Here is a 22,113-nt window from a genome sequence, read left to right as displayed (position 1 = left end):
ACCGATAATTCCATATGCTATGTGACCAAATAACCGCATACAGCTTTTTGCAGAGAGGTAGTTTGTTAAATAATTCCGGGTTATATTCAGTGAGCGCTAAAGCGTTTCAAGGTATTTCAGGAAGGGAACACTGAGTGTGAGACCTTTAGAATTACCACCAGGAGGAAAGCTCATGAATATCAATAATATCGTCAGAACCTATATGGCGCAAATCATGAATGATGAGGATTTTCTTAAGCATGTAGCAGAATTGATTGAAAGGCAGCTTCATGAATGGGATTTGGATTATAAGGTATACATTATGAAACTCAAGGACTATGAAGTGGTCGTAAAGAACAACGAACAATATTACGAAGTGAAACTGTCCAATCAAGAGCTTGAAGTGCTGCGCTTTAAGGGGTTGTACAACCTGGACCACAGAATCTGGACAGAATTGATGGACCAGGGACTCCCCATTATGGAGGGTTACGGAAACTATATGGAGACTGTTTTGCCAGAAATCTATAAATCATAAGCAGAAGAGCCACGAAAGTGATGGCTCTTTATTTTATGGCTGCATTTAGTTGGCAATTTAAAAGAATAATAAATGATATACGGTTGTTCTGTACTGCATTTTAACGCTTTAAAGCACTAAGAGGGACTGTCCCTCTTAGTGCTTTAAAGTGTGAAAGGATCTCAACTGTTTTAGCCTCGTCGTTTTTTGAAGACAGCAGTTCCGTTGGTGGTAATGGTGTGCAATAATGCCAGCCACACACTATGGTCGGGTTTAGGCGTTTTTCCCTTTCCCATTCGTGCCAGCTGCTGCTCATACCAGACAATCTCTAACATTGACGCAGATTTATCGAGCCATTTCAATCCTGTTTTCATCGGTTTTAACTGTATAGTCTCATAGGCTCCTTGAAGGATTTGATTTGGGAGGTCAGGAATCAGGGCAAGCGGCTTGGCGATTCCCACCATATCAATTTCACCCTGAGCAACTGCGTCCGTCATAGCCTTTTCAGAACGAAAGCCTCCCGTGACGACCAATGGAGTAGACACGATTTCCCTTACCTTTGAGGCGAATTCCAGGAAATAGGCTTCCCGTTTCTTTGTGCTTTCTTTGACATTTGCTCCCTGCATCATAGGATTCTCATAATTCCCGCCTGAGATTTCGATAAGATCTATGCCCGTTTTAGCCAGGCTGCGAATGACCTCCAACGATTCCTCTTCCGTAAAACCGCCTCGCTGGAAGTCGGCAGAATTCAATTTGATGCCTATTGGGAAATCCTCGCCGGTCTGTTTGCGGATCTCATGATAGACTTCAAGTAGAAACTTCATTCGATTCTCCAAACTGCCGCCCCATTCATCATTGCGCCGGTTATGATAGGGAGATAAAAACTGGCTGATGAGATAACCATGAGCTCCATGGATTTGCACACCGGTAAACCCGGCTTTTTGAGCGACCTTGGCCGCGTTTCCAAACCGGACGATCAATTCCTGTATTTCCTCTCCGCCAAGAGCTCTCGGTTCATTAAAGAATTTTTTCAGATTTCCGGAAAGCGGTATGGCACTAGGGGCTACAGGTTTTTTGGACAAAGTTCTCGGTGACTGCTTTCCGGGATGGTTTAACTGCATCCACAAATGAGTGCCATTCTTCGTTCCAGCCTTGGCCCACTCACTGAGCATCTCGATATCTCTTTCATCCTCAATGACTACGTTCCCGGCTTCACCGAGAGCACTTCTGTCAATCATGACATTTCCTGTCACCACAAGTCCTGTCCCTCCGTCAGCCCAGGTATCATATAAGGTGATGAGATTAGGTGATGCGTCGTGATCTTTGGTTCCAAGGGCCTCACTCATCGCCGATTTGAAAAAACGGTTTTTTATAATGCTTCCATTAGGAAGGGTTAATTGTTCAGATAGGGGGTGTGCGTTGTTTTTCACTTGTCCTTCACCTCTGTGTAAATTAAATCTTCTCTTTATTATTAAGGTTGAAGAAGGTGTAAATCAACTTTGCACACTCTTTGGTGAGGGGATTTCTTATTGAAGGTAATCTTAATTTTGAAAAATGGATAGAATTTGAGAGAGAAAGATGGTAAAAATAGCTTACTTGTTGCTAGAACAGAATGACAATAAACGCTCAACGTAAGTCTTTATCTCTGGACAAAGGGCTCGCTTGCTAAAGTGGATTAGATTTTAAAAGAGAGATAATTTCTCGAAAGGTTAGAGGTATGCTCGGCGGGTTAAAAGGTAGAATTAAAAATGAAGAAGAAACACTGTTTAGAGTGCTTTTTAGCGGAGTAACGGCTGGGACAGTTTACCTGTCCCTCCGTCCCGCTTCTTCATCTTAGTCCTCGTCTTCGTCTTCGTCTTCAGTTTCAACTTCAAGTACCTCGCCTGACATACCGTCTACTTCAACTTCGGTTTCTCCTGATTCGGTTTTTATCTCAAATTCATAGATGATTTTTCCGTCTTCTTCTTCAACTTCTGTCTCAGTTACTTCTCCTGGTACCTCGGCAAGAGCAATTTCTTTCGCTTCATCTTCTTTGATATCCGCTTTTTCAACGAGCTTGCTTTGATCTGCTGCGAAAGCATTTTCAACCATGTCAGATTCTGCAGCCAGAAGTCCGCCTCCCAGAATACTTAAAGTAACGCCGCCAATAATAATATATTTTTTATCGAGTTTCATTGAAATCACTCCTATTTTTGTTAATCGATCTTACAAACCCTATTTTACTCATTAAATATTAGAAAAAAAGAATAGAAAGATGAGAAACCTATGAAGATTTTCTCATGAAATTCTCATTTTCTATTTATTGAATCCTCTTAAAGGGAAGATAGAATAATAGATAAGTCTAATTGAGGTGATTTTTTGCAAAAGAGTACAATCCTGCTTGTTGAAGATGAAATCAATGTTTCTCAGTTCATCAGGCTTGAGCTTGAACATGAAGGGTATGAAGTCACAGCGGTAGAAGATGGTTCTCAAGCGCTGGACTATTTTACAGAAAAGGAATTCAGTGTTGTGCTCCTTGATTGGATGCTGCCCGGTCTGGATGGTCTTGAAGTATGCCGGCGGATTCGGAAAAAAAGCGATGTGCCGATCATCATTCTAACAGCCCGAGATTATATAGGGGATAAGATAGCCGGGCTTGACCGAGGGGCGGATGATTATATTACAAAACCCTTTGAAATAGAGGAACTTCTCGCAAGGATTCGGGCAGTGATGCGTCGGCATAAGGGGAAAAAAGAAAATGAAGTACTGCAGGTTGAAAATCTTATAGTCGATTTGAAAAGCAGGCAGGTAACACGTGAAGGACATGATATCGAGCTGACGCAGCGCGAGTTCGACCTCCTGGTATTTTTAATGAAACATAAGGGTGAAGCACTTAGCAGGGATTGGTTACTATCCGCCGTTTGGGGATATGAATTTGCCGGGGAAACCAACGTGGTGGATGTTTATATTCGGTATCTTAGGAATAAAGTGGACCGGGAGTATGAACCGAAGTTGATTCATACTGTAAGAGGAATTGGGTATATCCTCCGATCTTCATAATAGGGTAGCTGGAGTGGATACATTGAAACAATTAATGCATTGGAAGAAAAATAGAAACTCGCTTGTTTATCAATTTACTTCTTGGTACGTGTGGTATTTTATCACCGTACTGTTTTTTATCGGTATTGCGGTGCTCAGTGCTGTGGGTTATTTCCTGTTTCAAGACACAAAAAATGAGCTGTCTTCAATGGAAAAACAGTTAAAAGCAGTCGTGAAAGAAGATGAAACGAACATAGGACAAGCTCTGGATAACATTCTTTATCCTGAGAATGCGGATTATTTCGTGGAGATCACCCGGAGGGAAGAAGTACTGGCCCGTTCAAGAGGGTGGGAAGAATTGCTCGCAGACGAAGACCTGTTGAGGATTACCTGGCTGGAACAACTCGTGTTCAATGAAGAGGAAGGTTTCTTCTATTCTAGTAGTATCCCCTGGCAGGTGAACGGGGAGAGGGGGAGTATTCAGATTTATGTTCAGTTGGAAGAGCAAGGGGAATTTCTGGAGTTGCTGCTGCAGATTCTCCTGGTCACCGGATTCATCAGCTTAATTGCAGGTTCGGTTCTGATCTCTCTTCTAGCTAAGCGAAGTCTAAAGCCTCTGTTATTAATTACCGACACCATTGATCGCATGAAAGGTCCTGGGGAACTTAAGAAACGACTTCCTGTTCCAGAGAAACCTGAAGAACTGCGCGAACTCTCTACCACCTTCAACGAGATGCTTCAACAGATGGAGGAACAATTCGAACGGGAAAAAAGCTTTGTATCCAATGCTTCCCATGAACTGCGAACTCCGCTCACTGCGTTTAGAGGACATCTTAAATTACTGAAACGCTGGGGAAAAGACCGCCCTGAAGTTATGGAAAACTCGATTAATGCAATGGATGAGGAAAGCGCCAGAATGGAAAAAATCATGGTCCAGATGTTAACGATCGCAAGGAATGAGAATGTTGAAAGCAAGAAAGAAAAGGTGAATGTAACAGCTGTTATAGAAGGTGTGGTGAACCAGATTGAGGATAAGGACAATGTAAAACTTCTGACAGATCTAAAGGACAATCTCATAATGACAGGCGATGAAGAACAGCTTAGACAAATCGCCGTTATTCTAATAGATAATGCCATGAGATATACTCATGAAGGGACAGTCACCGTTCAACTGAAACAGGAAGGAGCTCAAATCATCCTTCGTGTATGTGACACAGGAATTGGAATACCCAAAGAGGAACAACATAAAATCTTTAACCGCTTTTACCGTGTAGATAAAAATCGTTCCCGTCATACTGGTGGTACGGGCCTCGGATTATCGATTGCCAAAGAGCTGATTGAAAACCATAACGGCACGATTAATGTTGAAAGTGAACCGGGAGAAGGATCAATATTCACCGTCCGCTTTCCTGTGAAAGGAACCAAACTAATTTAACGCTTTAAAGCACTAAGAGGGACTGTCCCTCTTAGTGCTTTAAAGTGTGAAAGGGTTATTTCATATAGTGCGCAACTAGTTCGTAGGTTATTTAATAGCCTCCAATGTAGATCTCTTTGGATGACTTTACCTAATTTAAATAATATGAATTTTTCCAACCATTTGTCATCTTACCATATAAATTGGGTGAACCTTACCTTATGTGAATATGGTTTTGGTAAAAAGGATATTTTCTATTTTTATAGAATAAGAATGAAGGGGTTTGCTGCCTGGATTGAAGTGATTGGCAGATGAATTACATGAAAAAATTCTATAGAGTTTTATAAAGATTTAAGCTTCAGTTCTATAAAACCAGAGAACAAATTCAATCGGTAAGGTTAAGGTAATTAATAAAGGGATTATAAAGGTGGCCGTGATGAACAACATAACACAAATGATTCTGCTCCTTCTCACCACAATCGTGGTGGTGATTTTATATCGTAAGTCGAAAGAAGATGAACCTTATTTGCTCATAAAACTGTTTGGATTCACGTTTCTGGGTGCATTTTTTCTGGATTTCAATGAGCTGAGACTGCCATTGGGCTTTGTCGTTATCCTATTGTTGTTCCGAAAACTCAAGGTCAATGTTGAACCGAAATTTACTGCTGCCAGTTTTGGTTGGGGACTAATGGTGCTCAGTATCATGATTCCTCAAATAGAAAGCATCATTTTTGAACGGACACATTATGTGGATGTACTGGATGACAATTTTTATAGTGGCAGCTTAATGGCTGAATTACAGCATATAAAAGATGAGTTTGATATGGAGCATGATACGGTCGAGTTGAGGGGCCTGGAAATGACTATTCATCAGGATGGAAGATATAACTATCTTAGCATGGGGCTGGCAGAGGAGACTCATGAAGGGACCGTTAACTACAGTATTGACCTTTCCCATGACAGGAAGACCTTTGAAGTCACAAGGTATAAGGTGAGGGAGGAGGATGAGGAGTACCTGAATGATTTCATGTTTACAGATGCAGGGCTCGTATTGGGGAATCTGGACCTCATTACCAGCTCAATGCTTGACTTCCCCGGAGAAAAATTTTATCAGTTCAGGACAGACGGACAGCGGATTGTCTATGACACGATAGGGGACAGCAATTACCAAGTCAATACAGCAGGAATATTTAAAGTCGAAAACGACAAGCTCCCCGTTAAAGCGATTGTGGTGGATGTATGCGCTAGCAAAGAAGTGAAGGAAAACCGGTATGCCTATAAGTGCGGCCCGTTCAAACACTTCTTGTTCGACGCATTGAAGTATGAGGAAGCGCTAAATCAATCTACGGTGTTAGATGTGGCCAGAAGACAGTCTTTAGAAATTGATGAATGGGTAGCTTCACATATTGGCGATTCTGTTGGTCACGAGAAATATGGGGTCGAAGAAAAGGTGAAGGAGTCAGAATATATTAAGGCGTTAAAAGAGACACCCAGGAGCAGCATTTCCTTTAACCAACAGGAGAACATATGGGATGTGAAAATCGAAACGCTATATGGAGATGCGCCTCACACGATGGAATTCAAATTGAATGCAGAAACACGGACAGTAACCGAATTAACTTTCCGTTGAATAAAAGGTCGGTTTCCAGTAAAAGAGTGGAGCCGGCCATTTTCATGTGTGAAAATGTGAAGCTTTGTTGAACCGGTTCTCGGAAAAAGAAAAAAGCGATGCAAAAGAGTAAAATGATGAGGGATAAAAAAATGGTAAAAAGAAGCATGGTATAAGCACTTTCCTATTTTACAATAGTAACTGCTTATCAATTGGATGGTGCCCCATGAAATCAGGTGGAGTGAATACATATTGATTACCTCAATGTTTTTTTGTTTCCTCTTTTTAAAGTTGTGCTAAAGGGCGATATCAATGGAAGAGAGAAAAACAACTTAGAAGTACTTTCCGTATTGTCCCGCGTCCTTGATAGCAGCACTTTGTTTGAATGGCAGCTTTATGCAGTCGGGAGACCACTGGTTTTTAACTAGCATCCTTATATTAGGTGTCTTCGTATGTGTAACCATCGGTATCTATGACCTAAAACGCTCCAAACAAACCAAACTTTAAAAATACCAGAAAAAGGAGCAAGGAAAATACATATGTTCATTCTCGTTTTTATTATCTCGTTATTGCTTTACGGCGGTCTCGTCTACTATATCGGCTGGAGGGGGCTGCACTGGCTGCGTCCGGAGTCATCAAGCAGACGATTCAAGATTCTCTATAGCCTGGTCGTTCTGCTGGCAGCCAGTTCGTTTATCGTCGGCCGCCTGACCGGGCTCACTTTTATCAATATTATAGGAGCCTACTGGATGGCCTGTTTTTATTTACTGTTACTCCTGGTTCCGCTTGCTCATGTGACGGTCATCCTCTTACGGCTCACCCGGCTGCCGCGGCATGGAACGCAGAAGTGGGTGGGATTCATTACGCTGGGGCTCCTGATCTTTTTTATGGCATACGGCAGCTTTAACGCATTCAGCCCTGTCGTACGAAATTATGATATACAGATTGAAAAAGGCTCTTCTTCACTCGATTCGCTTCATATCGTGATGGCGGCGGATATGCACTTTGGGCTGTTGTCGAATAAAAATCATGCAGAACGTTTTGTCGAGAAAGCCAACGGGCTCAAGCCGGATATTATCCTTTTGCCAGGTGATCTTTTTGACGATGACGTGCAGCCGTTCCTCGACCAGGAGATAGACAAGGTATTATCCAAGCTCCATACCCCGATGGGAATCTATGCATCACTTGGCAATCACGACAGACATGATGGCACAATGAAGGAACTGATCGATGCCTTGGAGCGCGGGGGAATCAATGTACTGTATGACGAAACGGTAGACGTGCAAGGGGATTTCACGCTGATCGGACGCAAAGACCGAATCGACCGTGACAGGCTGGCTTTGAATTTGCTTACGAATGGAATAAACACTGAAAAACCAATCATCTTAATCGACCATCAGCCTTACGAGCTAAATGTAGCACAACAATTAGGCATTGACTTGATGGTGTCCGGCCATACACACCGCGGACAGATTTTCCCCGGCAACCTGCTTACGGATGCCATCTATGAAAATGACTGGGGTCATCTGAAAAAGGGGCCGATGCACTCCATCGTCACATCAGGGTTCGGCTTTTGGGGACCGCCGATTCGGATTGGTACCCGGTCTGAGATTGTCAGTATTGAGGTTGAGTTCGAGTAGGGGAGGAACATTCCGCTGCCAGGTCCTCCATAAGGTTGGCTGAAAGCTGGTCGAATTAAGGCTCATACTGAAGAGCAGATCCATCTCCTATTCTTACGATCATTTAGTTTATACATGGTTGCCTCAGGATATAAGGTAAAGAAATGCTTCTTTACTGGGAGGTAGGATGAAACTTGCTTAAACATACGGAATTAAATCGCCTGAGAAAAAGAGTGATCGCTCTTTTAGCCGCAGGTTTTATAGCTATTTTTTCGACAACTTATTTGTTCATATCACTTGCGGAAGATGTATTGGAAGATGAAAAATTTGCAGTGGATCAAACCGTCGGGCAGTTTGTTGCCTCCATTAATACACCTACTATATCAAGTTTGATGGGATACATAACAGAGACGGGGGCGGTCATATCGCTCGTTGTGGGAACCGGAATACTAACGGCATATCTTATCTTTTCGAGAAGGAGCAACTGGTTCATCATCTTTCTATTCATAAACATGGTAGGCATAAGTGCGTTGACGAAAGGTTTAAAGTTGCTTTTCGAGAGAGAAAGGCCCGAGGTTTTATCTCAATATGATGGAACGGGATTCAGTTTTCCCAGCGGCCACACAACGGGTGCTGTCGCATTATATGGATACATCATCTATTTAGTTGGCCGTAGCAATCTGACCAAAATGTCAAAAACAGTATGGATCACCTTTTTGTCGATATGGATACTTGCGATTGCAGCGAGCAGGATCTTTATAGATGTTCACTTCTTTACAGATATCCTTGCAGGGTTAGCAATAGGGATTCTCTGGCTCCTGGTATGTATATTTAGTCTGGAAACCCTATTGGTCAAAAAGGGGAAGAAAGATAGTATTAATCCTAAAGATTGAGTTATATTTTATATAAGAGAAAAGGGTCAAAAAAAAAGGAATCCGTTTGTATTTTTATATGCACGGATTCCTTTATTACATCTATCAATAGTTACCAAATTTCGTCCGGTGACTTTTCGAAACTTGGCTAAAAGTGATCAAGATAATACTCACCTCACGCAATTCAGTCCATATATCTTTTCTTCTGATTGCTCTTTAGCGTTAGCAAGTCTGAGGATTCCTGATCAAGCTTGATAAATATAAAAAAATCTTCCACGCTGGAAGATTTTTTTACGTTAAATTCGGATATCCCTGCTGGCGCAATGCCTCATACACCAATATAGAGGCTGTATTAGAAAGGTTCAGTGAACGAACGTTACCATTCATCGGGATTCTAAGGAAGTGGCCGGTGTATTTTTCCGGTAGATCTTCAGGTAATCCTGTTGTTTCTTTTCCGAACATAAAATAATGTTCTTTTGATACATCTCTGAAATCAAAAGAAGAATGAGCTTTTTCACCGATTGTTTCTATATAATAGAACTCCCCATGGTTCTTTGAGAAGAATTCCTCCAAAGAGTCATAGTACGTGATGTTGACAGACTGCCAGTAATCCAAACCCGCCCGTTTAATCATTTTTTCATCTGTCGAGAAGCCGATCGGCCGGATTAAGTGCAAAGCTGTATCCGTTACGGCACAAGTAAGAGCGATATTAGCGGTGTTAACGGGAATTTCGGGTTGATATAGTACAACATGTATAGCCAAGGGTGGTCACCTCTATCTCTATTTTTCCATTTGTATTATAACATACGATCCAAAGGGATGAAGGGGAGTGGGCTATGGGAACCGTCAGTGAGCAGTCTTTAAACAAAGGTACAAGGGACCTTTCCCTATGTCTTTTCTCCTCTTGAAGAGACTTTTTTAATGTCTTATTCTCCATTATCATATTAATTTCTAAGGTATACTTTTTTTACAGTTAAAATTTTCAAAAAATAATGATAATTGGTAACGCTCACACATAAATTATAGTTAGTTGGTTTGGTCTGCGAACAAACTATCTTTAAAAAGATGGAGGTGAAACATTGAAAAAGGGTGACTATGAATTAATTAAGCAAATTAACCGACGTTTAATTCTATCTTCAGTAAGAAACCAACAGCCAGTTTCACGGGCAGCGTTGTCTAGAGAGCTGGGTTTGAGTAAATCTACTGTCTCTGGAATCGTTGATGAGTTTATTAAAAAGAAACTTATTTTCGAAAAAGGACATGGTGAATCGACGAAAGAGGGTGGACGCAAGGGAATTCAGTTGTTCTTTAATCCAAAAAGTTCTTTTGGTATTGGAGTAGATATTGGGGGAACAAAAATCTTACTAGTAGTAACAGACTTAGATGGAGAAGTCATATATAGAGAGGAACATCCAACTGAAAGGAATCCTAAAAAAATTGTAGAGTTAATCTATAACTTCATAGATCGCTCGAACACACCTCTTAACCTTATTTCAGCCATGGGGATTGGCGTTCCTTCCATAATAAATACGAAAGAAGGAATTGTAGTCGACTCTCCTGCTCTAAAATGGAAGGAATTTAGATTTTTAGAATTTTTAAAGGGAAACTTTGATTTTCCTTGCTTTTTAAACAATGATGTAAATTGCGCAATGTATGGAGAATTGAGATTTGGAGCAGGACGTGATTGTTCAGACTTACTGTTCATCGCCATTGGAACAGGTGTAGGCAGTGCGGTTTATGCAAACGGTCAAATTGTAGAAGGAGCAACTTTCTCAGCCGGGGAAATAGGATATCTTGTTGATAAGTCGGATATTGAAAACGGCTATCAGAGAGTTCCAGGAGAGTTTGGTGCTTTTGAAAATAAAACATCAGGAACAGCACTTTCTAAATATGGAATGAATCCCAAAGAACTATTTGAGCAATATTATCAAGGCGATAAAAGAGCTCATGAAGCTATTAAAGATTTCACACTAAACATAGCTATAGCAATTGCGAATGCATCTTGTCTATTAAACTCAAGTAAAGTAATTATTGGTGGAGGCGTTTCACGATCGATGGAGGGTATTATTCAACATATTCAAGGGCTTGCAAATCAGTGGACTCCATTCTTTGTTGAAATTGAGTCTTCTCAATTTCAAACAGATGCTGGTGCAATAGGGGCCGTGGCTTATGCTTTTGAAATGCTTGAATCATTATAAAAACAAAGGGGAGATATGTATGAAAAAGTGGTTGACTGTCGCAATGGTATGTTTATTAATTTTTGGTATGTCAGCATGTTCTTCCAGCAATGAAAAAACTAGTGGTGAAGGCGTAACACTCAATGCGCTCTTTATGAAACAAGCGGGGTATAGTGAAAAGGATGTAACAAACATCACGAAAGAATTTGAAGAAAAAAATCCTGGTATCAAGGTAAATCCAACATTTGTTCCTTATGAATCATTAGAACAAAAAATTCAAACTTCAGCTAAATCAGGGGGTTACGATGTTGTCATCATTGATGCTCCATGGACAGCAAAATTCGCTCAAGCTGGATTTGTGAAAGATGTCTCTGACAAAATCTCCGATGATGTGAAATCCGATGTGTTCCAAGGTGCCATAGACTCGGTTAGCTATGATGGTAAGAATTATGGCATGCCATGGTTAAATGATACGAAATTTTTATTTTATAACAAAGAGATGCTAAAGAGTGCAGGTTTCGAAAATCCACCTGCAACTTGGGAGGAACTAATAGAACAGGCGAAGGTGATAAAAGATAAAGGGATTGTTGAATATCCTATTGTTTGGAGTTGGTCTCAAGCTGAGGCGTTAGTTTGTGATGTAACCGCTCTAGTGGGATCATTTGGTGGGACTCTGGTTGATGACAGTGGAAATCCAACGGTAACGTCACCTGAAAATGAGAAAGCGGTTAATCTTATGGTGGACAGCTTAAATAATGGAATCTCAAATCCAAAATCTACTCAGTATTTAGAGGAAGATGTACGTGGTGTATTTTCAAGTGGAAATGCTGCATTTGCTTTAAACTGGACCTATATGTTCAATATGGCTAATGATGAAAATGAATCAAGTGTAGCCGGCAAGGTTGGTATTTCTCCGGTACCAGGTGCAAATCAAAGCACTGGAAAAAGTGTAAATGGTGGAATGGGATTATCTGTTACAACAGGAAGTAAGCATGTTGAGGAAGCATGGAAATATATCGAATACTTATCTTCTAAAGATGTGCAAAAGAATTACGCTAAAAATGCTTTACCTATTTGGAAATCACTATATGAAGATGAAGAAGTTGTGAAAACTGGTCCAGAAGTAGTTGAAGTTTCTAAAATTCAATACGGAAATCTTGTCAATCGTCCACGTGTTCCTTGGTATGGAGAGTTCTCAAATGTGATTCAGGTTGAACTTCAAAAAGCCTTATTAGGTAGTGAAAAGACACCTAAGGCTTTATCAAATATTCAGAATAAGGCAAATGAAATTACCAATTAATAGATCGAGTCAATCGGATAAAAGGAGGATAATCCTCCTTTTATTCTTATAAAGGAGGCGAATCAACAATGAAATCTAGAAATGAAAAATGGTTCGCATTAACAATACTATTACCAGCGGTCATGCTTGTTTTCGGAGTCGTTTTAATTCCACTAATTCAAACGTTCATTTACACGTTTAAAGATATGAAGTTAATTTCTCCTACTTACGACCAGTTCATCGGATTAGCTAATTATATTGCAATACTTTCTGATGCTGAGTTTTGGAAAACTGTGGGAAGAACTGGTTACTTTACGATTCTTTCCTTAATAGTGGAATTATCTCTAGGAGTTCTAATTGCTTTATTAATAAATGAAAATCTAAAAGGAAGGGCTTTCTTGCGAATTATCATTATTCTTCCGTGGGCTGTTCCCACAATCGTTAATGGTGCTTTGTGGAAATGGATTTATCATCCAGAGTATGGGGCATTAAATGCATTGTTAAGTCAGTTGGGGTTTATTAGCGAATACCAATCCTGGCTCGGAGACCCATGGTTAGCGATGAATATGATTATCTTTGCCGACGCTTGGAAAATGACGCCGTTAGTTGTCATGTTTATGCTTGCGTCAATGCAAATGGTTAATAAGTCGATGTACGAAGCTGCTGTAGTGGATGGAGCTGGTCCATTAGGGCGATTCTTTCATCTCACATTGCCACATTTGAAAGCTACTATTCTTGTAGTATTGGTCATGAGGACGATGGAAATGTTTAAGGTGTTCGATATCATTTATGCGACAACTCGTGGAGGACCGGCAAACGGTACTCTTACCTTAACGTATGACGCATACTTAAAAGCCTTCGTTGAATTAGACTATTCTAAAGGTGCTACCATTTCATATTTGATAGCATTCTTCGTGATTATTCTAACCACAGTCTATGTAAGAATCATGAAAGAGAAAGGAGCATAAGGAATGAAAACTAATAAATGGTTTCGCCTAATACAATATTTATTTGGGATTATTGTCGTTTTCTTCACCCTTGCTCCTTATGTTTGGTTGTTTATATCAAGTGTTTCTTTTCAAAAAGACTTAACGACTGTTCCGCTTCGATTGATTCCACTAGAGGTAACTTTTAGTAGATATTTAGAGATTTTCACGAATCCAGACAACCCAGTTGCATATACGTTTAAACAAGCTATGGGAAATTCAATCATTATTGGGGTTTCTTGTATGACTATTTCTTTGGTGGTTGGCAGCCTGGCTGCTTATGCAGTTGCCAGGTTAACATTTCCATTTCAGAAGTATCTTGTATTTATGTTCCTCTTTACCTATATGATTCCTCCGGTGGTTATTGTCATTCCTTTATATTTACTTTTTAGTCAGTTGGGGTGGTTAGATTCTAAAGGGACCTTAATACTTTTAAATTTAACATTCATTATTCCGTTTACTATTTGGGTAATGCAATCCTACTTTAAATCGTTTTCTAAAGAAATGGAGGAAGCAGCATTTATCGATGGGTGCAGCCGACTGCAGGCACTTTGGTATGTTGTAATACCAATCATTCGACCAGGGTTAATGGCGACGGCTATTCTTTCATTCTTATTAAGCTGGGAAGAATTTTTCTACTCATTACTCTTTACTTCATCACTAGAAGCTAAAACGATTTCGGTAGCGATAGCAGAGTTTAGTGGGAAAAATGCCGTAGATTATGGAATGATTGCAACAGGGGGTATATTGGCAACATTACCTCCATTACTTATTATTATTTTATTTCAAAAACACTTAGTCACAGGGATGACAGCAGGGGGAGTGAAAGAATGAATATTAATATCTATTCAAATTACGAAGAAATGTCAAAATATGCGTGCCAGGTAATCATTGACCAATTAAAACAGAATCCATTCTCAGTCTTTGTAATTCCAGGGGGAAATACGCCTGCAAAAATGGTTGACTTCTTAGTAGATGCTTATAAGGAAAACAAGGTTAGCTTTAAAAATTGTACTTTCATAGGATTAGATGAATGGGTGGGTTTAGGAAAAGAAAATGAAGGAAGTTGTCAGCATTTCTTGTTTACAAATTTGTTCAACCATATTGATGTTAATCCGGAAAATTTATTTTTTTTTAATGCGAAAAATGAAAATTTAAATTTCGAATGTAAAAAGATAGATAAGAAAATTCAAGAACTTGGCGGAGTAGATATTATGGTATTAGGGATAGGTTTAAATGGACACATAGGTTTCAATGAGCCAGGAATCTCTTTTAATAAACAGAGTCATATTATTGATTTAGATTCAACAACAACATCTGTTGGGAAGAAATATTTTACTAATAATATTACCCCTAATAGAGGAATCACACTAGGGATTAGAAATATACTTGATGCGAAGAAAGTCCTTTTACTAGCTAATGGAGAAAAAAAATCAGAAATACTAAAGAAAGTAGTAGATACTGACCCTATTGAAGCTATTCCTGCAACTGTTTTAAAGCTTCATAAAGATGCTGAAATGATTTTAGATAAAGAAGCAGGGCGATACTTATTTATGGATTGATATTTGATGAAGGAAATATCTAAGTGAGATTTGGTGACTGAGGTAAAACAAAAGTTGAGATATCACATATTTTCTAACTTCATAGTTTTTAGAATTGCTAAATTATAGACCCTCTTCATGGAGGGAGAACGGTAACTACATGAAAAACGTTTTGCCAGAAAGATAGGAAACATCATTATCAGAGCCACTTTTGCAGATGGCTCTTTTTTCTTGTAGTTGGTAAAATGAAATTGGAAGTTATTATCAAATATTGAAATTTTATGCCTGCATTACATAACTGCAAATATAAAGATATATAATGTTACAAATCTAGAACAGAAGAGGTTGAAATGATATGAATACTTTTACTTTACTAAATAGTTTTTATCGTGAAGATGTAATTTCAGATCTTATTTGTAACCTTATCAACCATGAAAGTGAGTTTGCCAGATGGTTTGCTAGGGAGATCTGTGAGGTATCCACTGCTAATGCTGGTTTTGCTGCAAGAACAAGGATAGGATTGGGAAGAGGAATAGGCACGCCTGATTTAGTGATTGAGAGAAGGGTGGATGCCGAAACAAATCTTATTATCGTCATTGAAAATAAGTTGGGTGCACTTGAAGGGGGAGACCAGACCAATAGATACGCCTCCGAGGAAGGAATAAATAAACTGCGGTCTGCCCTTAACGCTCCTCCCAGTACTGCGGTGGTATTTTTGTTTTTAACTTTAGATCTCTTCACCCCGGCAGCAAACCCAACTTTCAAGAAAAAAGATTACCAGGAGTTCATAGATGTCAACTGGGATGAGTTGATCAGGGATGAATCGGCAAGAAAGGTGATCTCCGATTATACGGAATTACTAAAAGAATTCTATGATCCTATTACTACATCAAAACCAACAGATATAATTTCTGCTAAGTACGAAGAAATCAATTCATTACAGAGGAAGTTAATCTGGATTAAGATGCTTCAATTCTTCCAGGGTTCCCTTCCTAATGGATTATCAATGACATTCGGGGAGGCAGGAGGTTTCGGGAGGAATGCAGCAGTCTTTCTATTCAGTAAAGAAGACTGGGAGCGAAATAAATTTGATGGCAGCAAATTAACCGCCGATTCCGTATCCGTTCATTTCGAGCTGTCGATTGACTTATTAAGCATTAATGCAGTTACTGACTTTGCCATGCATTATGAACCCAATCCATACCAACCGAAGAAGGCATACATGAAGGTAGATGGATACAGCGATTATGTCCAGCTCCGGGAACAAAGGATAGCTTCATTCCATCATAGTATTAACAAGCTGAATCAGAAAAAGGATTATATAAAAAGAAATGGAAGTAACTCGATCTTAAAAATCAATATTAACAAAAATGATCATTTTGAAGATGTTATAAAAGAGTTAATTGCAAACATGGAAAAGCTTTCTCCACTTGTGGATGAGATGCTGGAGTTAAAGAGTTTACAATAGATCGGTTATAGGAAAGGGATGTGGCCTATTTTCAGGATCATGAGCCACAGGCGCTTGACCGGCTTGGAGAGGTCGAGCAGAAGGAACTGTTATTTTAGAGGGTTATAAAAGAAGCAGGGGAGGTTCCCTTGCTTCTTTTCCTGTTTATGGAAGAATAGGCCTGTTTCATAAAAGGTTAATACTTTGTCCATTGAGGGACAGGCACAGTTTTTTATGAGATACATTGTGGAGTGGAGTTTTTATAAGTCAAACTCGAAAAAAATCTATATAATTTTGTTATAACAGAACAGGTTTCAGGTGGTATAATCAGTATAGATCTTTTGGGAAGGAGGAAGCTGTTGTGGAAGATATTCTAAAGCAAATTTTAAGCGAACTGAAAGACTTAAAAACAGATGTTAGCGTGTTAAAAGCAGATGTTGGCGGATTAAAAGCTGGACAAGCCAGACTTGAAGCAGGACAACAAAAATTAGAGACAGACGTTGGCGGATTAAAAGCTGGTCAAGCCAGACTTGAAGCAGGGCAACAAAAATTAGAGACAGACGTAGGTGAATTAAAAGCTGGACAAGCAAGACTTGAAGAAGGACAACAAAAGTTACAGCAAAATTTGATTGATAGCCTTGGTACTTATACAGAGAAAATCACTGAACATGTGGATGATAAAACCGAAGTATTGAATAAAAGAGTTTTTAAAGTTGAATCAGAAATTGAGCGATTAAGCAGACAGTAAGAAGTACATTCTTCTGTATTTAAAGAAATGGCTCCAATTATTTATCTGATAAACTATAATCTTATTTTCCCCAGAATATCACTCTAAGTAAATGCCCGCTACTTAAATCTTTTAAATGAATACATGCTTTTACAGGTAACTATCTCTTTCTTTTCCACTTTAAAAACCTTATAACAGGCTCCTAGATCGATCAAAGTGTTTCACCACACCTTGAACTTTCATTCACATTGACACCCCGACAGAATGGTTAAAACCATCTGTGTTTTCGTATGGGAAGCATCTACCTGTTTCACGTCCAGGCGCAAGGCTTTTGGAGAACATGGGTTCTGAGCGAAGGATGGAAGGTTAGGAGTCTGATGGGGGGATCATTAATAAACTGGGGCCTTATCTTCAATTTAAATCACTTGTAGAAATCCTTGTCTTTGAACATAGGCAGTAATCCAGACAGATATTTATCTGCCTTCTTTATTCTCTCCATTGGATAGAGAACTCGTATACCATCTTCGCAGTTTCAAAAGCATCGAATCCTTCTGCCTCCACTTCACCACAATCACTCATCGCATAGTATTGGCCGTCTTTAGTTTTCTTAACACTAACTCTCACTTTCGGTATTTCCATATTGCCGGGTACAATTAACATTCCAAACCATTTCATTTAATCACTCCTCCTAACTTGTATTTTACCAGTGTATTCAAAGCATAAGAGGAAATTCACAAAGTTTTCTAGAAGAATGGCGGATTATATGTAAGTCAATCTGGAAGAAGGATATATGACATGGTGGTTTTGCCCTCTGGCCATTCACATCAAATGAAAATACTTACCTTAAATAACTGGACCCCCATTACAAAGTCTTTTTTATCTCCTTAAGCAAGGGGTCTCTAAGAGCTGGAAAAATTAACAACTGTGAAAACTGTGTGGAAACAGTCCTCCCTTAAGAATATGAGACATAACCAGATGAGCCATATTTCAGATGGCTCTTTTTTTGATGTTTTGATAAAATTAAATTGGAAGTTATTACAAAATATAAGTATATTTTATTTTGGAGGAACCTCTATGCCTGTATACAACAAACTAGTACGTGACAGAATCCCAGAAATCATTGAATCAAATGGAAAGGAATTCAAAGCTAGAATCCTTTCAGATGAAGAATACATAACAGAATTGAAAAATAAAAGCTTCGAAGAACTCCAGGAATATCGAGATGCAGAAACAAGGGAAGAGGCCCTGGAAGAGCTGGCTGATTTGATGGAGATCGTGCATGCATTTGCTAAGTCACATGGGTCCTCACTTGAAGAAGTCGAAGAGATCCGCCAAAAGAAAGCTGATAAGCGTGGTGCTTTTGAGGAGAAGATTTTTTTGATTGAGGTAGAGGATTAATACAGCAAGGGAATGGTTTAAATGAGTCACAAGTTAAGAGTAGGGGAATTAAAAGAGGAATACCTAACCGACGAAGAGATTTGGCGGATATTCACCATTGTCCTATCAGGGAAATCCGTCAAATCATCTACATATAAATACGCTCTTATCAAAGCACTGATTGAAAACTTATACCAAATTGATGAGAACTATGAAGTCACATATGATCAACTGGCTTATACATTTACCAAAGTATACTGGAATCTAATTGTTACCCATAACCTTACTCAACATAACAGGGGAAAGAATGCCAGAGTCGTATCCATCATTAAAGACGAACAAAGTAAGAACAGTATACCACCCGAGATGATATTTGATAAGCTCAAGGATTCTCTGCAGCTAAAACTGACAAACAGCGTTAAATCCACTATGAAGGTCAATGTCTTCGGAGCATTATATGGGGACACCAGGGGGAAGTTCTATGCCTTTGACCATAAAACAGAGAAACTAAGATTCAACCCTGCGGTTCATACTTTTATGCTAAATTATCAAAGGCTTATCATACACCTTACCAATTATCACATGGCTGCCATGATCGAGGAACTGAATGAGGTACCGAGTATCAACTATCTTCTTGGAAAAGTAGAGAGCATTGCCAAGCGGTCATCACTGCAGCCTTTTGAAAAGATACTACTTTCTCATTTTGAGGCACGCTGCTTCTATTGTAATAAGCAACTTACAGGTAAAAAGAGAGAAACACATGTTGACCACTTTATTCCCTGGTCCTTTGTTCAGTCTGATCATATATGGAATCTTGTGCTATCCTGTAACAAGTGTAATAGTTCAAAGAGTGATAAGCTGCCGGAAAGAAGTTTTCTTAATGGAATTGTCGAACGAAATGAACATCTAATTGTCACAGACAATAATTCACATGTTGCAAGATTAATGGAAAATTATGAGCCAAAAAAAATTCACATGCTTTATGACTATTCTATTAAGAATGGTTTTGATGAAATATGGGTTCCTTAATAAAGGAACCCATATTTCATCTGTGCGTGCGTGATTTAAAGTCATGTTCAACTGGAGCACTCCGACCACCGGTATCCATCTGAAAATAGCAACAGTTATAGTTTAGGTTTTGTTGTTCCACGTTGTTCCAATTGAGTGTCATAATTCTTCGACCCAAAGAATACTTCTTATGTATAACAATATTTAGGAGGTAAGTAACATGACAGTCCATTATAAGGCAAGTAAGAGTCGTTCCCAAAACCGAAAGAGCTGGAGTATGATGTTTCGCCATCCGTTACGAAAAGATGCAAGGGGGAAAAGGGGGTTAAAAGTGCGGAGAGGATTAGGGACTGAGAGTGAAATTGAAGCCGAGGCTTTAATTCAACAGATGAATTATTTACTGGAAGATGAAAGTTATTGGACGCTAAGCGCAAGGTCAAAAGCTTTGCTAAATTTCGATGAGAGAGTGGTAAATGCATTCTATGATCAACTGGAGTATAAAAAAAATCCAGATCTTATAGAAATTCGTGAAAAAATTCTTCCTCTCCCTACGAAAAAAGAAGGTTATGCAAAAGTTCAACTCATTGGGACAACAGGGGCTGGAAAAACGACATTATTAAGACAACTGATCGGAACAGATCCAGAAAAAGAACGCTTCCCCTCAACTTCGACTGCTAAAACCACAGTGTGTGATATGGAAATTGTTTTAAAGGAACAACCAAAGTTTGAAGCCGTTGTGACGTTCTTCTCTTATGAAAAGATTCGCATGTACGTTGAAGAATGTGTGATGAATTGTGGAAAATCTTATATAAGAGGTGAAACTGAACAAAATGTTTATCGGAATTTCTTAGAACACACAGACCAACGTTTTCGACTTAGCTATTTACTTGGAAATCTTACTTCAAAACAAACTAATACACTCTTTCGAAGATCCTCAAAGACACCTACCACTCATACTGAACAATCCGCTATTTATGTATCCCAAGAAGATAGAAAGAAACTGGAAGCTACATTATTACAAATAATTGATTCAATTAAAATAAGCGCACAGACTATATATGGTCAGATCCAAAACCACTTAGGAGAAGAAACGGAACAGGGTAAGGAAATTGAAGAGAAAATTGAATTAAAATTTGAAGAACTTTGGAAGGAGAGCCTTCATTATTCCAGTATTGTAGAGGAAGTTATGGAGGAAATCGAAAAGCGTATTGCTTTAGTTCCTGAAGGAAAATGGACTTATAATTCTCAAGATTGGCCAATGTATTGGACCTATGCAAAGGAGGATCGTAAAGAATTTATTGAAGGAATCAAACATATGACAAGTAATCATGCAAATTATTTCGGCAAACTCATGACACCGCTTGTACAAGGAATCCGAATTGTTGGTTCATTTTCACCTAAATGGAACAGCGGCGAAACCCCAAAATTAATCTTGATGGATGGCGAGGGGCTCGGGCATCAGGCAGGGGGAAGTATTTCAACAGCAATTAGTAAAAAAATGGATGAAGTGGATGCAATTCTACTCGTGGATAACGCCGAATCACCAATGGTGTCTGAACCAATATCGGCATTAAAGCATATTGTCACTTCTGGTCACACGTCTAAATTGCGTATTGCTTTTACTCACTTTGATGAAGTTACTGGAGATAATCTACCTGAACTCGTAGACAAAGAAAATCATGTAATTGGATCAGTGGTTAATGCAATTGACGAGATAGAAAAGAAATTAGGATCAAGTGTCGCACGACCGTTGGGAAAACAGTTGGAAAAAGGTACACTGTTTTTCCTCGGTGGAATCGATAAAACCATAAATATAGAAGATGACTATACTGTGCAGCAATTAGAAGGACTTATTCAAGCTCTTGAGAAGTCTATTGAAGAAACAGATCCAAGTGAGACCTTTCCCATTTATAATGGAATGATTACCTCTTTGGCAATTAAAAAAGCGGCCGATGAATTTTATAAACGTTGGAACAGTATATTGGATCTATCTACAGATAAATCACTGAAGCAGCACTGGACCCGAGTTCAAGCATTGAGCAGACGATTTGCTGAACTTGGAGAAGATGTATATGACGGGTTAAGCCCAACAGCAGATGCTATTATGATGTTAAGAGAATACTTATTTACTTCTATTATTAATAAGCCTGTCAATTGGACTGCGCCACAAGCAACGGAAGAAATGAAGCAAAGTAGCATTGACCTAATTGCCACTGATTTTGCTGTGAAACTTTATAGCTTCATATTAGATAAAATGTGGGATGACCAATCTACAGAATGGCAGCAAGCTTACAACCGTAACGGAACAGGTTCAACAAAAGTACGCGCGAGAGATATACAAACAATCTATAAGAATACTATGCCAGAACCGGAAGATTTGATTACGGACGGTATGTTTGTTTCTGAAATTTATAAGTTATTGAAAAGTTCTATTGAGTGCTGTGATGGAAAAATGGAAGGATAAGAACAAGAAGGAGATATATTATTAATCAAGTTATTAAGGTGCTCAATAAAAAGAGCACCTTTCATATTTATCTGGTAAAATA

General features: G+C 39.1%; 20 protein-coding genes. 16 read left to right on the top strand and 4 right to left on the bottom strand.

What is annotated here, in order from left to right; all coding sequences use genetic code 11:
• Positions 1-172: 172 nt before the first annotated feature.
• On the top strand, positions 173-514 hold the full coding sequence (locus V1502_RS10950) for a hypothetical protein (RefSeq protein WP_409250685.1): 342 nt from the start codon (positions 173-175) through the stop codon (positions 512-514).
• 170 nt (positions 515-684) lie between these two features.
• On the opposite strand, the gene V1502_RS10945 is transcribed toward V1502_RS10950, so the two are convergent.
• The gene (locus V1502_RS10945) at positions 685-1,923 is read right to left on the bottom strand and encodes an NADH:flavin oxidoreductase/NADH oxidase family protein (protein WP_409250684.1); all 1,239 of its coding nucleotides are present in this window, start codon (positions 1,921-1,923) and stop codon (positions 685-687) included.
• Positions 1,924-2,326: 403 nt separating this feature from the next.
• Positions 2,327-2,668 (bottom strand): PepSY domain-containing protein, encoded by a 342-nt coding sequence (locus V1502_RS10940; protein ID WP_409250683.1) that lies wholly within the window; start codon positions 2,666-2,668, stop codon positions 2,327-2,329.
• A gap of 183 nt (positions 2,669-2,851) precedes the next feature.
• On the opposite strand from V1502_RS10940, the gene V1502_RS10935 reads away from it, so the two are divergent.
• The 5 genes from V1502_RS10935 to V1502_RS10915 all read left to right on the top strand — a co-directional run bounded on the left by V1502_RS10935 (position 2,852) and on the right by V1502_RS10915 (position 9,046).
• Entirely contained in the window at positions 2,852-3,532 is a 681-nt protein-coding gene (locus V1502_RS10935; protein ID WP_409250682.1) for a response regulator transcription factor, read from the top strand.
• A gap of 22 nt (positions 3,533-3,554) precedes the next feature.
• Positions 3,555-4,946 (top strand): sensor histidine kinase, encoded by a 1,392-nt coding sequence (locus tag V1502_RS10930; protein ID WP_409250681.1) that lies wholly within the window; start codon positions 3,555-3,557, stop codon positions 4,944-4,946.
• A gap of 415 nt (positions 4,947-5,361) precedes the next feature.
• Complete coding sequence (locus V1502_RS10925) at positions 5,362-6,555, top strand: hypothetical protein (protein ID WP_409250680.1); 1,194 nt, start codon at positions 5,362-5,364, stop codon at positions 6,553-6,555.
• Between the two features lie 518 nt (positions 6,556-7,073).
• On the top strand, positions 7,074-8,174 hold the full coding sequence (locus tag V1502_RS10920) for a metallophosphoesterase (RefSeq protein WP_409250679.1): 1,101 nt from the start codon (positions 7,074-7,076) through the stop codon (positions 8,172-8,174).
• Positions 8,175-8,347: 173 nt separating this feature from the next.
• On the top strand, positions 8,348-9,046 hold the full coding sequence (locus V1502_RS10915) for a phosphatase PAP2 family protein (protein WP_409250678.1): 699 nt from the start codon (positions 8,348-8,350) through the stop codon (positions 9,044-9,046).
• Between the two features lie 270 nt (positions 9,047-9,316).
• Here V1502_RS10915 and V1502_RS10910 read toward each other — a convergent pair whose 3' ends face one another.
• Positions 9,317-9,787 carry a tRNA (cytidine(34)-2'-O)-methyltransferase gene (locus tag V1502_RS10910; protein WP_409250677.1) on the bottom strand — a complete coding sequence of 157 codons (471 nt, stop codon included), beginning with the start codon at positions 9,785-9,787 and terminating at the stop codon, positions 9,317-9,319.
• A gap of 317 nt (positions 9,788-10,104) precedes the next feature.
• On the opposite strand from V1502_RS10910, the gene V1502_RS10905 reads away from it, so the two are divergent.
• From V1502_RS10905 to V1502_RS10875, 7 genes are all read left to right on the top strand, one after another.
• Positions 10,105-11,223 (top strand): ROK family transcriptional regulator, encoded by a 1,119-nt coding sequence (locus V1502_RS10905; protein WP_409250676.1) that lies wholly within the window; start codon positions 10,105-10,107, stop codon positions 11,221-11,223.
• A 19-nt stretch (positions 11,224-11,242) separates the two neighbouring features.
• The gene (locus V1502_RS10900) at positions 11,243-12,502 is read left to right on the top strand and encodes an ABC transporter substrate-binding protein (protein ID WP_409250675.1); all 1,260 of its coding nucleotides are present in this window, start codon (positions 11,243-11,245) and stop codon (positions 12,500-12,502) included.
• Positions 12,503-12,570: 68 nt separating this feature from the next.
• Positions 12,571-13,449 carry a carbohydrate ABC transporter permease gene (locus V1502_RS10895; protein ID WP_409250674.1) on the top strand — a complete coding sequence of 293 codons (879 nt, stop codon included), beginning with the start codon at positions 12,571-12,573 and terminating at the stop codon, positions 13,447-13,449.
• 3 nt (positions 13,450-13,452) lie between these two features.
• Positions 13,453-14,301, top strand: coding sequence for a carbohydrate ABC transporter permease (locus V1502_RS10890; protein ID WP_409250673.1), 849 nt, complete (start codon positions 13,453-13,455; stop codon positions 14,299-14,301).
• The gene (locus V1502_RS10885; RefSeq protein ID WP_409250672.1) at positions 14,298-15,029 is read left to right on the top strand and encodes a glucosamine-6-phosphate deaminase; all 732 of its coding nucleotides are present in this window, start codon (positions 14,298-14,300) and stop codon (positions 15,027-15,029) included. The genes V1502_RS10890 and V1502_RS10885 overlap by 4 nt, the downstream gene beginning before the upstream one ends.
• A gap of 334 nt (positions 15,030-15,363) precedes the next feature.
• On the top strand, positions 15,364-16,476 hold the full coding sequence (locus V1502_RS10880; protein WP_409250671.1) for a PD-(D/E)XK nuclease family protein: 1,113 nt from the start codon (positions 15,364-15,366) through the stop codon (positions 16,474-16,476).
• Positions 16,477-16,816: 340 nt separating this feature from the next.
• Positions 16,817-17,203, top strand: a complete 387-nt coding sequence (locus V1502_RS10875; RefSeq protein WP_409250670.1) for a hypothetical protein — start codon at positions 16,817-16,819, stop codon at positions 17,201-17,203.
• A 465-nt stretch (positions 17,204-17,668) separates the two neighbouring features.
• Here V1502_RS10875 and V1502_RS10870 read toward each other — a convergent pair whose 3' ends face one another.
• The gene (locus V1502_RS10870) at positions 17,669-17,857 is read right to left on the bottom strand and encodes a hypothetical protein (protein WP_409250669.1); all 189 of its coding nucleotides are present in this window, start codon (positions 17,855-17,857) and stop codon (positions 17,669-17,671) included.
• Positions 17,858-18,256: 399 nt separating this feature from the next.
• Between V1502_RS10870 and V1502_RS10865 the strand changes: the two genes are divergently transcribed.
• The 3 genes from V1502_RS10865 (at position 18,257) to V1502_RS10855 (ending at position 22,031) form a co-directional block, all read left to right on the top strand.
• Positions 18,257-18,580, top strand: coding sequence for a phosphoribosyl-ATP pyrophosphohydrolase (locus V1502_RS10865; RefSeq protein WP_409250668.1), 324 nt, complete (start codon positions 18,257-18,259; stop codon positions 18,578-18,580).
• A 21-nt stretch (positions 18,581-18,601) separates the two neighbouring features.
• Positions 18,602-19,588, top strand: a complete 987-nt coding sequence (locus tag V1502_RS10860) for an HNH endonuclease (protein WP_409250667.1) — start codon at positions 18,602-18,604, stop codon at positions 19,586-19,588.
• Between the two features lie 199 nt (positions 19,589-19,787).
• On the top strand, positions 19,788-22,031 hold the full coding sequence (locus V1502_RS10855) for a hypothetical protein (RefSeq protein WP_409250666.1): 2,244 nt from the start codon (positions 19,788-19,790) through the stop codon (positions 22,029-22,031).
• Positions 22,032-22,113: the final 82 nt, after the last annotated feature.

The sequence above is a fragment of the Rossellomorea sedimentorum genome (genome assembly GCF_046237645.1).
Lineage (GTDB): Bacteria > Bacillota > Bacilli > Bacillales > Bacillaceae_B > Rossellomorea > Rossellomorea sedimentorum.
Note: the sequence above shows the minus strand (reverse complement) of the source record. Positions and strands in the feature narration are given on the sequence as shown.

What these genes read in the sequence shown, in the direction of transcription:
- V1502_RS10920 (WP_409250679.1), top strand. Translation starts at nt 7,074, where the DNA reads ATGTTCATTCTCGTTTTTATTATCTCGTTATTGCTTTACGGCGGTCTC.
- V1502_RS10895 (WP_409250674.1), top strand. Translation starts at nt 12,571, where the DNA reads ATGAAATCTAGAAATGAAAAATGGTTCGCATTAACAATACTATTACCA.
- V1502_RS10865 (WP_409250668.1), top strand. Translation starts at nt 18,257, where the DNA reads ATGCCTGTATACAACAAACTAGTACGTGACAGAATCCCAGAAATCATT.
- V1502_RS10855 (WP_409250666.1), top strand. Translation starts at nt 19,788, where the DNA reads ATGACAGTCCATTATAAGGCAAGTAAGAGTCGTTCCCAAAACCGAAAG.
- V1502_RS10950 (WP_409250685.1), top strand. Translation starts at nt 173, where the DNA reads ATGAATATCAATAATATCGTCAGAACCTATATGGCGCAAATCATGAAT.
- V1502_RS10860 (WP_409250667.1), top strand. Translation starts at nt 18,602, where the DNA reads ATGAGTCACAAGTTAAGAGTAGGGGAATTAAAAGAGGAATACCTAACC.
- V1502_RS10925 (WP_409250680.1), top strand. Translation starts at nt 5,362, where the DNA reads ATGAACAACATAACACAAATGATTCTGCTCCTTCTCACCACAATCGTG.
- V1502_RS10880 (WP_409250671.1), top strand. Translation starts at nt 15,364, where the DNA reads ATGAATACTTTTACTTTACTAAATAGTTTTTATCGTGAAGATGTAATT.
- V1502_RS10940 (WP_409250683.1), bottom strand. Translation starts at nt 2,668, where the DNA reads ATGAAACTCGATAAAAAATATATTATTATTGGCGGCGTTACTTTAAGT.
- V1502_RS10885 (WP_409250672.1), top strand. Translation starts at nt 14,298, where the DNA reads ATGAATATTAATATCTATTCAAATTACGAAGAAATGTCAAAATATGCG.
- V1502_RS10890 (WP_409250673.1), top strand. Translation starts at nt 13,453, where the DNA reads ATGAAAACTAATAAATGGTTTCGCCTAATACAATATTTATTTGGGATT.
- V1502_RS10900 (WP_409250675.1), top strand. Translation starts at nt 11,243, where the DNA reads ATGAAAAAGTGGTTGACTGTCGCAATGGTATGTTTATTAATTTTTGGT.
- V1502_RS10870 (WP_409250669.1), bottom strand. Translation starts at nt 17,857, where the DNA reads ATGAAATGGTTTGGAATGTTAATTGTACCCGGCAATATGGAAATACCG.